Here is a 14,081-nt window from a genome sequence, read left to right on the forward strand (position 1 = left end):
CCGCCCTGGCTTCCTATCCTGGTGGAATAAAGGTTATTCCGCCGCCACCGCCTTCTTGGCCGGCGCTTTTTTAACTGCCGGCTTTTTCACGGCCGTGGCCTTTTTCGCTGGCGCTTTCTTGGCGACGACCTTCTTGGCTGGCGCCGCGCCTTCTTCGCCTTCCACCTCGGCAGCTGCCGCCTTGCCCTTGGCCGGCGCCTTGGCGCCCGGCTTGGCCTTGCGTTCTTCAAACTCGAAGCTCACCTTGCCATCCTTGCCGCGCACCAGGAAAGCCTTGAAGGGACGGCGCGTGCGTTGCGAGATAAAGCCAGGCAACAGATCGGTCTTGCCATCGTTGAGCAGTTTTGCCATTTGTTCCGGCAAGATTTCCTGCTGCAAGATAATGCGGCCGCTGCGGAAATCGCACGTCTTCGGTTTCGCCACGCTGTGTTCGCACACATAGGCCAGGCCCATTTCATACACGCCAGCGGCGCACTTGGGACAAGGTCCCAGCGCTGTCTGGCCCGTGAAATCGACGCCTTCGCCATCTTCGCTGTCGTCGTTTTGACCGAAATCAAATTCCAGCTTGAAGTTCTGGATGTCTTCATCGCGCACGATGCGCAGGATGGCGGCGAATGGACGCCCCATCTTCGAGCGGAAACCTTGCAGCGGGCCGATGGTGCGGTCCTTCAGCAATTGTTCCACTTCCTCGATTTCGAACTGGCGCGAACCAGGCGTCTTGCTCATCGAGAATTCGCACTTGGTGCAGGCGAAACGGCGGTAGTTTTCCTTCACCACACCGCCGCAATTCGGGCACGGCGTGTGCAGGGTCGCGTAATCGCCGGGGATCGTGTCGTTGTCGTATTCCTTGGCGCGCTTGACGATGATTTGCGTCATCTGCGCGATTTCACGCATGAATTCATCGCGCGAAATCTTGCCCTTTTCCATCTGCGATAGCTTGTATTCCCACTCGCCCGTCAGTTCCGGCGCCGTCAATTCATTGACGCCCAGGCCCTTCAACAAGGTCATCAGCTGCGACGCCTTGGCGGTCGGCATCAGCTCGCGGCCTTCGCGCAGCAGGTAGCGCTCCGTCAGCAAGCCCTCGATGGTGGCCGCGCGCGTCGCTGGCGTGCCCAGGCCCTTGCCGGCCATCGCATCGCGCAGCTCGTCGTCGTCGATCAGCTTGCCCGCGCCTTCCATCGCCGACAGCAAGGTCGCCTCCGTGTAGCGCGCAGGCGGCTTCGTCACCAGGCCGTTGGCGCTGACGCTTTCCGTCTGCACTTTTTCGCCCTTGGCCACGGGCACCAGGTTACCGTTGCCATTGCTTTCCTTGTCGGCGTCTGTCGACGCTTCCTTGCCATAAATGGCCAGCCAGCCGGGATTGGTCATCACCTTGCCTTCAGTCTTGAACTGATGGCCGGACACTTCCGTGTAGCGCGTGGTGACCTGGAATTCCGCCGGCGGGAAGAATACGGCCATGAAGCGGCGCGTGACCAGGTCGTACAGCTTCTGTTCCGGTTCGGACAGGTTTTTGGGCGCGATCGTGGTCGGGATGATCGCAAAGTGATCCGAGATCTTGGTGTTGTCAAAGATGCGCTTGTTCGGCTTGACCCAGCCCTTGTCCAGGATTTGCTTGGCAAACTGGTGGTAGTTGCTGTTTTCCTTGACCACTTCCAGCGCCTGCTTGACGGTCGGCATGTAGTCTTCCGGCAAATGGCGCGAATCGGTACGCGGATACGTCAGCACCTTGTGCTTTTCATACAGCGCCTGGGCCAGGCCCAGCGTATTCTTGGCCGAGAAACCAAAACGCGAGTTCGCTTCGCGCTGCAGGCTGGTCAGGTCGAACAGGCCCGGCGCCATCGAGGTGGTCGGTTTCGATTCTTCCGTCACCGTGCCCTGGCGGCCGCGGCAGGCGGTGGCGATCGAATCGGCCGCCGTCTTGCTCCACAGGCGCTCGGCGCGCTTCTCGGGATCGTTCTCGTCCTTCTTGAACTTGGTGTCGAGCCAGCGGCCTTCATAGATGCCTGCCGCGCAGACGAATTCGGCGCGCACTTCCCAGAAGTCGCGCGGCACGAACTTTTTAATTTTGTCTTCGCGTTCGACCACGATCGACAGGGTCGGCGTTTGCACCCGGCCCACGGTGGTCAGGTAAAAGCCGCCCTCTTTCGAGTTGAAGGCTGTCATGGCGCGGGTACCATTGATACCGATCAACCAGTCCGCTTCCGAACGGCAACGGGCCGCGTCGGCCAGCGGCAACATTTCTTCGTCGCTGCGCAGATTGGAGAAACCGTCGCGAATGGCGCCCGGCGTCATCGATTGCAGCCACAGGCGCTTGACCGGTTGCTTGGCCTTCGCGTTCTGCGCGATCAGGCGGAAAATCAGCTCGCCTTCGCGCCCCGCGTCGCAGGCGTTGATCAGGGTGGTGACGTCTTTGCGCTTGATCAGCTTGTTTAATACTTTGAGGCGCGCTTCCGTCTTGGCGATCGGATTGAGCGCGAAATACGGTGGAATCATCGGCAAGTGCGCGAAACTCCATTTGCCGCGCTTCACGTCGAATTCTTCCGGTACGGCGATCTCCAGCAAGTGGCCCACCGCCGACGACAGGACGTAGTCATCCGATTCAAAGTACTCATCGTGCTTGGTAAAGCCGCCAAGCGTCTTCGCGATATCGTTCGCGACAGAAGGCTTCTCGGCGATGATGAGGGTTTTTGTCATATTTTTTAGTCTCGAAAAATGCTCTAGGATAGTTTCAGCATGCGCATCATACAGTGCATTGCCAGACGCTGACGCTTTTGTCTTTACCTGGCATTGTGACTTGTGGTCTTGTCAAGCGGCCAATGATAAGCGCGTATTGAAGAATTCGGCAAGTTATCTGCAAGCAAGGATGCGCGGGAGCAAATGCCACGGCAAACTCGGTGGCATCTTGATAGAGATCGTTGCCGGCGTGCCCTAACAATGTCCGTGGCAAGGCCGGCAAGACCGCCATGGGCTTTTTTAGTGTAGCAGGCGGGGAGGAAGGTCTTCGTCGTCGATAAACAAGTCGTCAAACATCAGCGCATCCGGTTCCTTGCCCTGGCTCCACAGCAGCATCAGCACGATCACTTTCAGCTTGCCCAGCGACACAGGCGCCTCATCGAGGGCCAGCGCGCGTTCGATGACGATTTCGCGTTGCAGCGGCGACAGTATCCTGGCGCTTTCCAGGAACTGGATGAAACCGATGGCAGCTGCGCCCAGCACATCACTTTCTTGCTGGACATAGAAACGCGTGCCCGTCGAACTGGCCGTCAGGGTGTGCTCGACACCGGCCATGGCCGTCAGGTCGGTCAGCCAGACCAGCGCTTCGGAAATCTCCACGTCGTCAAAACCGACGGCCGACAGTTTGCGCGCCAGCGCGGCCGGCTCGGGGCAGGCATCGGGGCGGTAATAAGTCTCGTAGAGGTACACCAGGATATCGAACATGGCTCTACTCTATCAGCTAAGCTCGCCACGGCACAAGAGTGCATCCCGACAAAGCGCGCCCATGCGGCATGGCCGCCACACAAGTGGCAGACTGTCATTTGCAGCGTTGAAACAATCCACCAGGCAAACGTTCCACCAGACCCGCCATTTCCAGCGCCAGCAACTCCGCCATCACGGCTTCCACGGCCAAACCACTGCGCTCGGCCAGGGTATCGGCATCGCACGGATCGTAGCCCAGCGCGGCCAGCACAGCACTTTGGGGCGCGATAGCGGGCGTGGGCGCCAGGCTTTCGGCGCCGCCCTGCCACTGCAGTTCCTGCAAGACATCTTCCACCGACTCGACCAGCTTGGCGCCCTGCTTGATCAGTGCATGGCAGCCCTTGGCCAGGGTGGAATGGATGGAACCGGGCAAGGCAAACACATCGCGCCCCTGTTCGCCCGCCAGGCGCGCCGTGATCAGGGAACCGGACAGGGCAGCCGCCTCGATCACCAGCACGCCGCGCGCCAGGCCGCTGATCAGGCGATTGCGCCGAGGAAAGTTACTGGGCATCGCGGGCAAGCCCAGCGCATACTCGCTGACGATGCAGCCCTGTTCGGCAATTCTTTGCGCCAGATCAAGGTTACGCTTCGGATACACTAAATCCGCACCGGTGCCGATCACGGCCACCGTCGAGCCCTGGCCGCGCAAGCCCCCTTCATGCGCATGCGTATCGATGCCCAGCGCCAGGCCCGAAATGATGGTCAAGCCGGCCCCGCTCAGCGACTGGGCAAACGCGGCCGCGTTCTGCATGCCCTGTGCGCTGGCGTTGCGGCTGCCGATGATGGCGATCCCCGGGCGCGACAGCAGTGCAGCCCGGCCCCTGACATATAAGAGCAGCGGTGGATCGGCGATTTCCAGCAGTAAGGGCGGATAAGCGGCGTCGGCCAGGGTCAGCACGGCGTTGCCGGGCCGCTGCAGCCACTGCAAGGTCAGCTCCAGCTGGCTGTTGGCGACCCTCCGGGGCGGCTCGGCAATGGTGCGCGCCACGCTGCTTGACACCACCTCGCACAGGGCTTCGAACGGGGCCGAAAAAATCTGCGGCGGAAAACCGAAACGGGCCAGCAAGGCGCGCGCCGCGACTGGCCCCACGCCAGACAGATGCTGCAGGCGCAGCCAGGCCGCCAGATCGTCCGCCACCTGCCCCTTGTCTACCGTTGTTTCTGCCTGCATGACACGCTCGCTGGTTAATCAGGGTCTGCCCTGACCATGGTAGCGGCGCGGCGGCGCGGCGATATCGAACGGCGCAAGAAGTGGCCCCGGACATGGCGGAAAATGGCTGCCTGCCACAGCGGCATGGGGGTCTGTGATAAAATTTCGACTTGCGGCAGACGCATTACGGCGGACTGGCGAACCAGACTGCCACGCCCTTGCACCTTGCGCGCACTGCACTACCGTATCCAAAAAGTATCCAGGAACACCCAGCCTGCATCGCCGCGCCATCTTCCGCATGGCCCAGGCACAAATAACCGGGCGCAGCGGCGCCCACCTTAACCAGTCGAATTCGTATGTCCATATTAAACATTTTGCGTTACCCCGATCCGCGCCTGCACACGGTCGCCAAGCCCGTGACGGCCTTTGATGAACGCCTGCAGACGCTGATCGCCGACATGGCCGAAACCATGTATGACGCCCCTGGCGTCGGCCTGGCTGCGTCGCAAATCGATGTGCACGAGCAATTGCTGGTGATCGACGTGACGGAAACCAAAGACCAGCTGCAAGTATTTATCAATCCGGAAATCATCTGGGCCAGCGAAGAAAAGCAGGTCTACGACGAAGGCTGCCTGTCCGTGCCTGGCGTGTATGACGGCGTCGAGCGTCCATCGCGCATCAAGGTGCGTGCGCTGGACCAGCACGGCAAGCAGTTCGAACTGGAAGCCGATGGCTTGCTGGGCGTGTGCATCCAGCATGAAATGGATCACTTGATGGGCAAGGTGTTCGTCGAATACCTGTCGCCGCTCAAGCGCAACCGTATCAAGACCAAGATGATCAAGGAAATCCGCGGCCTGGAACGCGAAGCAAGCCTGCGCGCGCAAAACCGCCGTTTTTAAGCCAGCCTCACACGAACAGGAAGAATATGAAACTGATCTTCGCAGGCACGCCTGAATTCGCCGCCATCGCCCTGAAAGACCTGCACGAAGCCGGTTTCGAGATTCCGCTGGTACTGACCCAGCCCGACCGCCCTGCCGGCCGCGGCATGCAGATGCACGCCTCGGCCGTCAAGCAATACGCACTGGAACACGGCATCGAGGTGCTGCAGCCGCTGTCCCTGCGCATGGATAGCAAGGACCCGCAGCGCGCCGCCGAAGCGCAAGCGGCCCATGAGCGCCTGCTGGCCACCGACTACGATGTGATGGTGGTGGCCGCCTATGGCTTGATCTTGCCGCGCAGCACACTCGATATCCGCCCCTGCATCAATATCCACGGCTCCCTGCTGCCGCGCTGGCGCGGTGCGGCCCCGATCCACCGCGCCATCGAGGCGGGCGACGATGAAACGGGCGTCACCATCATGCAGATGGAAGAAGGCCTCGACACGGGTCCCATGCTGGCCATCGAGCGCACGCCCATCGAAGCGGGCGACTCCACCGCCACCCTGCACGACAAGCTGGCCGCGCTGGGCGGCAGGATGATCGTCGAGACCCTGCGCAAGATGCAGCAGGCGCCACTGGAAGCCGTGCCGCAGCCGGAAGCGGGCGTCACTTACGCGGCCAAGATCGCCAAGGAAGAAGCGGCGCTGGACTTCAGCCTGCCCGCGCTGGAACTGGGCCTGAAAATCCGCGCCTTCAATCCCTTCCCCGGCGCCTGCGGCCTGGTCGATGGCGTCACCGTCAAGATCTGGGCCGCCGACGTGCTGGAAGCGGACAGCAAGCAGGAAGCCGGCCAGGTACTGGCGGCCGACGCCCAGCACGGCATCGTGGTGGCCTGCGGCAATGGTTCGCTGCGCCTGACCCAGTTGCAGAAACCGGGCGGCAAGCGCCTGCCAGCCGCCGAATTCATCAAGGGTTTCCCGCTCGAAGGCAAGCGTTTTACCTGAGTCGGGCAAACGTTCGCCGCATAAAAAAGGGCTTGCCGCGGCAAGCCCTTTTCTTGATGCAGCCACCGTGATCAGCGGCGCTGCACCTTCATCAAACGGCCGCCCACCGATGACGACAGGCTGATCTCGAAGCGGCCGCCGGCTGGCAGGGCGCTCACGTCGACACTGGCAGCACCGCCCGTCAAGCCGCTGGCAACGACTTGCTTGCGGCCATCGGCGCCCACGTACAGCACGGCTGCATACGGCTCCGTTTGCGCATCCCAGGTCAAGGCCAGCCTGCCATCGTTTTGCGTGGTGTCAAACGTCACGGCGCTGGTCGCCGCGACTGCCTTGTTGCGGCGGGCCGCCTTGTCCAGCTTGGCCAATGGCTTGCCTTGCGAAAGGACTTCCACATCCTGGATATCGCCAGGATTGGCCAGGGTGACGCGGAAGTGGCTGACGCTGCCGCTGTGGTCGGCCAGCTGCATGCTATCGAATGGCACGTCGATAGTCTTGCCGGACGCCGTCAGCACGCGCAAGGTATAAGCCGCATTCGCGCCGGCAACTTGCTGGCCGGCCGTGGTGGACGCTTCGGCAGGACGCAATTGCACGCCGGCTGGCGTGATGCGGCCGGAAATGGTCAGATAGCCATTTTCCGGTGGCACGGTGCTGGCGCCGACCTGCACGCTGCGGCCCAACAAGGTGGTGCGCTTTTCCAGGAATTGCTGGATGCGCGTGTAGCTGTAGTCCGAGAACCAGGCGCCGCTGCAATAGCTCATCACGTCCTTCATCTGCTTGGTCGTGTTGCCGCTGGCGTAGGCAGCCTGGCTCAGCTGGCCGATGGTGGCGCCATAATTGCTGCTGTAAATCGGTTGCGGCCCCAGGTCGCCGTTGTTGTACGGGTAATCGGTCACGGGATTGGCTGGCGAACCGCAATTGACATGGAACAAGCCATGGTTGTGTCCCAGCTCATGCACCATGGTGGCTAGCCATTGCGGCCAGGCATTACCAAACGGATCGATCGACGCCGTCTGCCCGAAGGTGGCGTCCAGGCCCAGTGCGGAAGGGTTGGCGCCGCCCGTCGTGCGGTTGCTGATATACGCCAGGCCGGCCGTGCGGCTGGCCGACAGTTTCGAGACGAAACCAAAGTAGAACGCCGTATTGTTTTCGTTGGCGCGCGCCGACTCCAGGGCCGGCAAGGCGATGTCGGTCCACCAGCTATCGACGCTGCTGCTGCCGGCAATGGCCAGCGGTGCACGGGTGCTGATCGTAATATTGTCCGCTGCATAAGGATAGACCAGGGCCAGCGCCGCACGGATCACGTCGGCATCCGGCACTTGCGAAATGCCATCGTCCGTGCTCAGGGGGACCAGCACCAGGTTGATTTTTGCCGCGCTCGAGATGGCCGGCGTAGCTTGCTGGCTCACTTGCGTGCCGTCATTGCCGACGGCCGTCACGCGGACTTGCAGTCCCGGCGCGATCCAGCTTGCCGGCAAGACAGCGCTGAAGTTGCCATTGAAGCTGTAGGTATTGATTGCCGTTGGCAAGGTTGCCGGACCGCTCATGGCGATGCTGCCCAGGCTGGCGCCGGTGGCCGAGGTCGCCGTCAAGGTGACTGCCGGGCTGCTGCGGCCCGTTTGCGTGCCCAGCACGGACACGCGCACGGCAGCGGCCTTGCCGCGCGTCAGGTGCAAGGACGTATCGCTGGCGTTAAAGTCCAGCACCTGGGCAAAGTCGATGCTGCCCAGGGTAAATGCCGATACCGTGCCCGCATTGACGGCGACGCGCGACGGCGCCGACAGCAGCACATTGCCGGTCGCCGTGGCAGGCACGTTCAATACCAGCTGGCTGGCCGTGGCGCTGACGATGGTCGCCTGCGTATTGCCGACCGTCGCCGTCGTCACCTGGTCGAGATTGCTGCCCTGTATCGTCACCGACATGGTTGCGCCGCTCACGGCCGTCGTGATCGAAGTCACCGACACGCTCGGCAACACGGTATAACTGTCATTGGTGATGACATCGTTATACGGGCCGCGCACCGTCAACGGTCCCGTCGCTGCCCCCACGGGCACCACCAACGCCACGCTATTTGCGCCCTGGCTTTGCAAGGTGGCGGCAGTGCCGTTGCTGAACAGCACCGCCGTCACGGCGCCCATGCCATTGCCCGTCAGCGTCACGCCGGATCCCACGCCACCACTGGCCGGCGCAATGCTGCTCACCGTCAGCGGCACATACACCGTCACGTTATAACTGGTAGCGGCCGTGCCGCTGGCAGAAACCAGGCTCAAAACGCCGGATACCGGCACGCCAGGCATCACCAGCGTAGCGCTGGTATCGCTGACACTGCTGGTCGAGACAGTCACGCCGGCGATCTGGAAAGCCGTCACCTGGCTCAGATTCGTGCCGGTCAGTACCAGGTTGCCGCCAACGGCGACATTGCTCGCTGACACTGCCGTCACGGCAGGCTTGATGGCCGGACTGTTCGAGCTGGTTGCCACCACGGTGTCGCCACCGCCCCCACCGCCGCCGCCGCATGCAGACAGGCCCAGCATGACAAACAGACAAACTAGCAGACGGTATTTCATTGCTGCCCCCTGGTTCCGCGTGGCGCGCAGCCAGGCAGCAAACATAAGAAATGTGACATATTGGTGACTTTTAGTGAGAATTAGAATTCAGAAAGCCATTATTATCCGCGAGTTTGATTCCGAAAGACAACTATCAGTGCTTTTGGTTTAATGAATTTTAATAATGAATTACATGAAATAAAAAACAATGTTTATTTAAAACATGCCCCTTTTCACTCTGCATTGCTGTACCTCAAGCTTGGTTTTTTTATCGGCAACGCCCTAAAAAATAAATGCCGAAAATCATGAAGTGTGGAAGATTTTCCACACAGCAAAATCGCAAGCTTGTCGTATCAATCAGGGAAGTCAAATGGAATAATTAACATTTTCAGAAATGCAACTATCGAATTGATAGTGGCGGCTGCGCAAGGCAAGGCAGTGGCGCGGAGGGCCGGGAAGGGAACTGCATGTGGCATGGCAACATCAGGCATGGCCAGTATTGGCCGCCGCAAGGGCGGGCCGGGAAACTAAAGCAGCCTGATGCCGTATAATTTTAGGCCCGGTGTCTCAAGGCTTGCCCGCTTTTGCCAGCCCTTGCCTGCCTACCCGGCCGGCACTCTCCCCCAGCCTATCAGGCTGGTCCGCAAGCGCCTTGCCGCCGCGCCACACCGCCCGTTGCCTATTGAAAGCTTGAAATGACCGATACCGTGATCCCCGCCCTGTCCCCGACCGAAGCCACCTTGCGCGCCATTTTGGCGCAGCGGATCATGATCCTGGACGGCGCGATGGGCACGATCATCCAGCAATACAAGCTCGACGAAGAAGCCTACCGCGGTGGTCCGCAAGGCCGTTTTATTGATTTCGCCGCACCGGCCGATAGCGGTGCGCGTGAACTGTTCGTCAAAGGCAACAACGAACTGCTGACACTGACCCAGCCGCACGTGATCCAGGAAATCCACGAGCGCTACCTGGCGGCCGGCGCCGACCTGATCGAAACGAATACCTTCGGCGCCACCACGATCGCTCAGGACGATTACCATATGGCCCACCTGGCCTATGAAATGAACGTGGCCGCGGCCAGGCTGGCGCGTGCCGCCTGCGATAAATATTCCACGCCGGACAAGCCGCGCTTCGTCGCCGGCGCCTTGGGGCCCACGCCCAAGACGGCCTCGATCTCGCCCGACGTGAACGACCCCGCCGCGCGCAACATCACCTTCGACCAGCTGGTGGCGTCTTACCTGGAACAGACGCGCGGCCTGGTAGCCGGCGGCGCCGATGTGCTGCTGGTGGAAACCATTTTCGATACGCTCAACTGCAAGGCAGCCCTGTTCGCCATCGACCTGTTCTACGAGCAAAACCCGGAGGTGGTACGCCTGCCCTTGATGATTTCCGGCACCGTCACCGATGCCTCGGGCCGTATCCTGTCGGGCCAGACCGTGCCCGCCTTCTGGAATTCCGTGCGCCACGCCAAACCGCTGACGATCGGCCTGAACTGCGCGCTGGGCGCGGCCCTGATGCGTCCGTATGCGGAAGAACTGTCGAAGATCGCCGACACCTTCGTGTGTATCTACCCGAACGCGGGCTTGCCCAACCCCATGAGCGACACGGGTTTCGACGAGTTGCCAGCCGACACGTCCGCCCTGCTGCGCGAATTTGCCGACGCGGGCTTCCTGAACATGGCCGGCGGCTGCTGCGGCACCACGCCCGAGCACATCGCCGCCATCGGCGAGTTGCTGTCCAAAAATACGCCACGTACCGTGCCGGCCCCGTCGCACGACCTGCGCCTGTCCGGCCTGGAACCGTTCGTCGTCAATGACGAATCCTTGTTCGTCAACGTGGGCGAGCGCACCAACGTCACGGGCTCGAAGGCGTTTGCGCGCATGATCTTGAACGAGCAATATGACGAAGCGCTGTCGGTGGCGCGCCAGCAAGTGGAAAATGGCGCACAGGTGATCGATATCAATATGGATGAGGCCATGCTCGATTCGCTGGCCGCCATGACGCGCTTCCTGAACCTGATCGCCTCGGAACCGGACATTTCGCGCGTGCCCATCATGGTCGATTCGTCGAAATGGTCGGTGATCGAGGCTGGCTTGAAATGCGTGCAGGGCAAGGCCATCGTCAATTCGATTTCCATGAAGGAAGGCGAAGCGGAATTCCTGCGCCAGGCCAGACTGTGCCGCCGCTATGGCGCGGCCGTGATCGTCATGGCCTTCGATGAAAAGGGGCAAGCCGATACCTTCGAGCGCAAGATCGAGATTTGCGCCCGCGCCTATCACTTGCTGGTCGATGCGCTCGATTTCCCGCCGGAAGACATTATTTTCGACCCGAACATCTTTGCCGTGGCGACCGGTATCGAAGAGCACAATAACTACGCCGTGGACTTCATCAACGCCACGCGCTGGATCAAGGAAAACTTGCCGTACGCGAAGATCTCGGGCGGCGTGTCGAACGTGTCCTTCAGTTTCCGCGGCAACGATCCGGCCCGCGAGGCCATCCACACAGTGTTCCTGTACCACGCCATCAAGGCCGGCATGACCATGGGCATCGTCAATGCGGGCATGGTGGGCGTGTACGACAACCTCGATCCGGAATTGCGCGAGCGGGTGGAAGACGTGGTGCTGAACCGCCGCGAAGATTCCACCGAACGTATGATCGAATTTGCCGGCACCCTGAAAGCGGGCGGCAAGGCCGAAGCGCAAACCCTGGCCTGGCGCGAAGGCACGGTACAGGAGCGGCTGTCGCACGCACTGGTACACGGCATCACGCAATTCATCGTGGAAGACACGGAAGAAGCGCGCCAGCAATTGCTGCACAATGGCGGCCGCCCGATCCACGTGATCGAGGGACCATTGATGGCCGGCATGGACGTGGTCGGTGACTTGTTTGGCCAGGGCAAGATGTTCTTGCCGCAAGTGGTGAAATCGGCGCGCGTCATGAAACAGGCGGTGGCCCATCTGATCCCGTTTATCGAAGAAGAAAAGCTGCTGGAGGAAAAACGCACGGGCATCGTCGCCAAGCCGAAAGGCAAGATCATCATGGCCACCGTAAAAGGCGACGTGCATGACATCGGCAAGAATATCGTCACCGTAGTTCTGCAATGCAATAACTTCGAAGTGGTCAACATGGGCGTGATGGTGCCGTGCTCGGAAATCCTGGCCCGCGCCAAGGTGGAAAACGCCGACATCATTGGCCTGTCCGGCCTGATCACGCCGTCGCTGGAAGAAATGGCCTATGTCGCCAAGGAAATGCAGCGCGACGAACACTTCCGCATGCTGAAAATTCCCCTGCTGATCGGCGGCGCCACCACCAGCCGCGCCCACACGGCCGTCAAGATCGCGCACAACTACGAAGGCCCCGTGATCTACGTGCCGGACGCTTCGCGTTCCGTGTCCGTGGCGCAATCCTTGCTGACGCCGGAACAGCGCGAAAAATACGTGGAAGAAATCGAACTCGATTACGCGCGCATCCGCGAACAGCACGCCAACAAGAAGGCGCTGCCCATCCTGCCATTGGCGCAGGCGCGCGCCAACCGCATGATCGTGCCGTTCGATGGCGCCTGCACGCCCGTGAAACCGAAATTCATCGGCCGGCGCCTGTTCAAGAATGTGGACCTGGCCACCCTGGCCCACTATATCGACTGGGGGCCGTTCTTCCAGACCTGGGACCTGGCCGGTCCCTTCCCCGCCATCCTGACCGATGAAGTGGTGGGCGACGCGGCCAGCAAGGTCTACGCGGAAGGCCAGGCCTTGCTGAAAAAGCTGATCGACGGGCGCTGGCTGACGGCCAATGGCGTGGTGTCCTTGTTGCCGGCCAATACCGTCAACGATGACGATATCGAAATCTATACGGACGATACCCGCACCAGCGTCGCGTTCACCTATTACGGTACGCGCCAGCAAGGCGTGAAACCCATTGTCGACGGCGTGCAGCGGCCAAATCAATGCCTGGCCGACTTTATCGCGCCGAAAGATTCCGGAGTGAAAGATTACATCGGCATGTTTGCCGTCACCTCCGGGCTGGGTATCGAGAAATATGAACAGCGCTTCGAAGAGGCGCACGACGATTACTCGTCGATCATGCTGAAATCGCTGGCCGACCGCCTGGCCGAAGCGTTTGCCGAATACCTGCATGAGCGCGTGCGCAAGGACTTGTGGGGCTATGCGCCCGACGAACACCTGAGCAACGACGACATGATCGGCGAAAAATATGTCGGCATCCGGCCCGCACCCGGCTACCCGGCCTGTCCCGAACACACGGTCAAACGGGAGATGTTCGATGTCATGCAGGCCGAGGAAATCGGCATGCTGCTGACCGAGTCGTACGCCATGTTCCCTGGCGCGGCCGTCTCCGGCTTTTACTTTGCCCACCCGGAATCGAAATACTTCGTGGTCGGCAAGATCGGCATGGACCAGGTAGAAGACATGGCCAAGCGCCGTGGCGCCAGCGTGGACGATGTGGAACGCTGGCTGGCGCCGAATTTATCGTAAGCGCTGCCCTGGCTTGACGCTGGCGGCGCGTGGAACTTTCAGCGCGCCGCAGACACTAACCCAGTATGCCGGTCGGCATGCTGCATGGCCGCTCCGGCCCGTTCCCTCAACGTCAAGGAGCTGCCATGGCAAACCATTTCGCATTCAAACGCTGGCAAGATCAAGTGATCCTGCTGCTGGGCTTGTGGCTGATCGTGTCGCCATGGGTCTTTTCCTATCCCGACGGCTCGGCGCAAATGAGCAATGCCATCATCTCCGGCCTGGTGATCGCCGTGCTGGCGGCCTTCGACTTGTACAAGACGTATTTCTGGGCCGTCGTCGTCAACCTGCTGGTGGGCGTCTGGGTCGCCGCGTCGCCCTGGATATTACGGCTGGCCGACCAACGCGTGATGCTGTGGAACGAGCTGATCGTCGGTATCGCCGTGGTCATCCTGGCCCTGTGGGAACTGCGCACCGACCCCGAACTGCACAAGCACTGGCCCGGTGCCGCAGCATAAGTAAAAAGCCCCGCCATGGCAACGCCGGGCGGGGCTTTTTCA

General features: G+C 61.1%; 8 protein-coding genes. 4 read left to right on the forward strand and 4 right to left on the reverse strand.

The window, feature by feature from the left end:
* Positions 1–33 precede the first annotated feature (33 nt).
* The 3 genes from ACL9RI_RS20320 to dprA form a co-directional block, all read right to left on the reverse strand.
* A complete protein-coding gene (locus ACL9RI_RS20320; RefSeq protein ID WP_422728296.1) occupies positions 34–2,694 on the reverse strand; it encodes a DNA topoisomerase III in 2,661 nt (886 codons plus the stop codon).
* Positions 2,695–2,973: 279 nt separating this feature from the next.
* Positions 2,974–3,438: a DUF494 family protein gene (locus tag ACL9RI_RS20325; RefSeq protein ID WP_422728297.1), complete on the reverse strand. Its 465-nt coding sequence runs from the start codon at positions 3,436–3,438 to the stop codon at positions 2,974–2,976.
* A gap of 94 nt (positions 3,439–3,532) precedes the next feature.
* Entirely contained in the window at positions 3,533–4,648 is a 1,116-nt protein-coding gene (gene dprA / locus ACL9RI_RS20330; RefSeq protein WP_422728298.1) for a DNA-processing protein DprA, read from the reverse strand.
* Between the two features lie 335 nt (positions 4,649–4,983).
* Between dprA and def the strand changes: the two genes are divergently transcribed.
* Positions 4,984–5,526 carry a peptide deformylase gene (gene def / locus ACL9RI_RS20335; RefSeq protein WP_183680259.1) on the forward strand — a complete coding sequence of 181 codons (543 nt, stop codon included), beginning with the start codon at positions 4,984–4,986 and terminating at the stop codon, positions 5,524–5,526.
* A gap of 26 nt (positions 5,527–5,552) precedes the next feature.
* On the forward strand, positions 5,553–6,509 hold the full coding sequence (gene fmt, locus ACL9RI_RS20340) for a methionyl-tRNA formyltransferase (RefSeq protein WP_422728299.1): 957 nt from the start codon (positions 5,553–5,555) through the stop codon (positions 6,507–6,509).
* 71 nt (positions 6,510–6,580) lie between these two features.
* Here fmt and ACL9RI_RS20345 read toward each other — a convergent pair whose 3' ends face one another.
* Positions 6,581–9,073 carry an IPT/TIG domain-containing protein gene (locus ACL9RI_RS20345; RefSeq protein WP_422728300.1) on the reverse strand — a complete coding sequence of 831 codons (2,493 nt, stop codon included), beginning with the start codon at positions 9,071–9,073 and terminating at the stop codon, positions 6,581–6,583.
* Between the two features lie 674 nt (positions 9,074–9,747).
* Between ACL9RI_RS20345 and metH the strand changes: the two genes are divergently transcribed.
* Positions 9,748–13,542, forward strand: a complete 3,795-nt coding sequence (metH, locus tag ACL9RI_RS20350) for a methionine synthase (protein ID WP_422728301.1) — start codon at positions 9,748–9,750, stop codon at positions 13,540–13,542.
* A gap of 125 nt (positions 13,543–13,667) precedes the next feature.
* On the forward strand, positions 13,668–14,039 hold the full coding sequence (locus ACL9RI_RS20355) for an SPW repeat protein (protein ID WP_422728302.1): 372 nt from the start codon (positions 13,668–13,670) through the stop codon (positions 14,037–14,039).
* The last annotated feature ends 42 nt before the right edge of the window (positions 14,040–14,081 follow it).

The organism is Janthinobacterium sp. Mn2066 (genome assembly GCF_049319705.1).
Taxonomy (GTDB): Bacteria; Pseudomonadota; Gammaproteobacteria; order Burkholderiales; family Burkholderiaceae_D; genus Janthinobacterium.

Coding starts and splice junctions, on each gene's coding strand:
- ACL9RI_RS20320 (WP_422728296.1), bottom strand. CDS start 2,694: ATGACAAAAACCCTCATCATCGCCGAGAAGCCTTCTGTCGCGAACGAT.
- ACL9RI_RS20325 (WP_422728297.1), bottom strand. CDS start 3,438: ATGTTCGATATCCTGGTGTACCTCTACGAGACTTATTACCGCCCCGAT.
- dprA (WP_422728298.1), bottom strand. CDS start 4,648: ATGCAGGCAGAAACAACGGTAGACAAGGGGCAGGTGGCGGACGATCTG.
- def (WP_183680259.1), top strand. CDS start 4,984: ATGTCCATATTAAACATTTTGCGTTACCCCGATCCGCGCCTGCACACG.
- fmt (WP_422728299.1), top strand. CDS start 5,553: ATGAAACTGATCTTCGCAGGCACGCCTGAATTCGCCGCCATCGCCCTG.
- ACL9RI_RS20345 (WP_422728300.1), bottom strand. CDS start 9,073: ATGAAATACCGTCTGCTAGTTTGTCTGTTTGTCATGCTGGGCCTGTCT.
- metH (WP_422728301.1), top strand. CDS start 9,748: ATGACCGATACCGTGATCCCCGCCCTGTCCCCGACCGAAGCCACCTTG.
- ACL9RI_RS20355 (WP_422728302.1), top strand. CDS start 13,668: ATGGCAAACCATTTCGCATTCAAACGCTGGCAAGATCAAGTGATCCTG.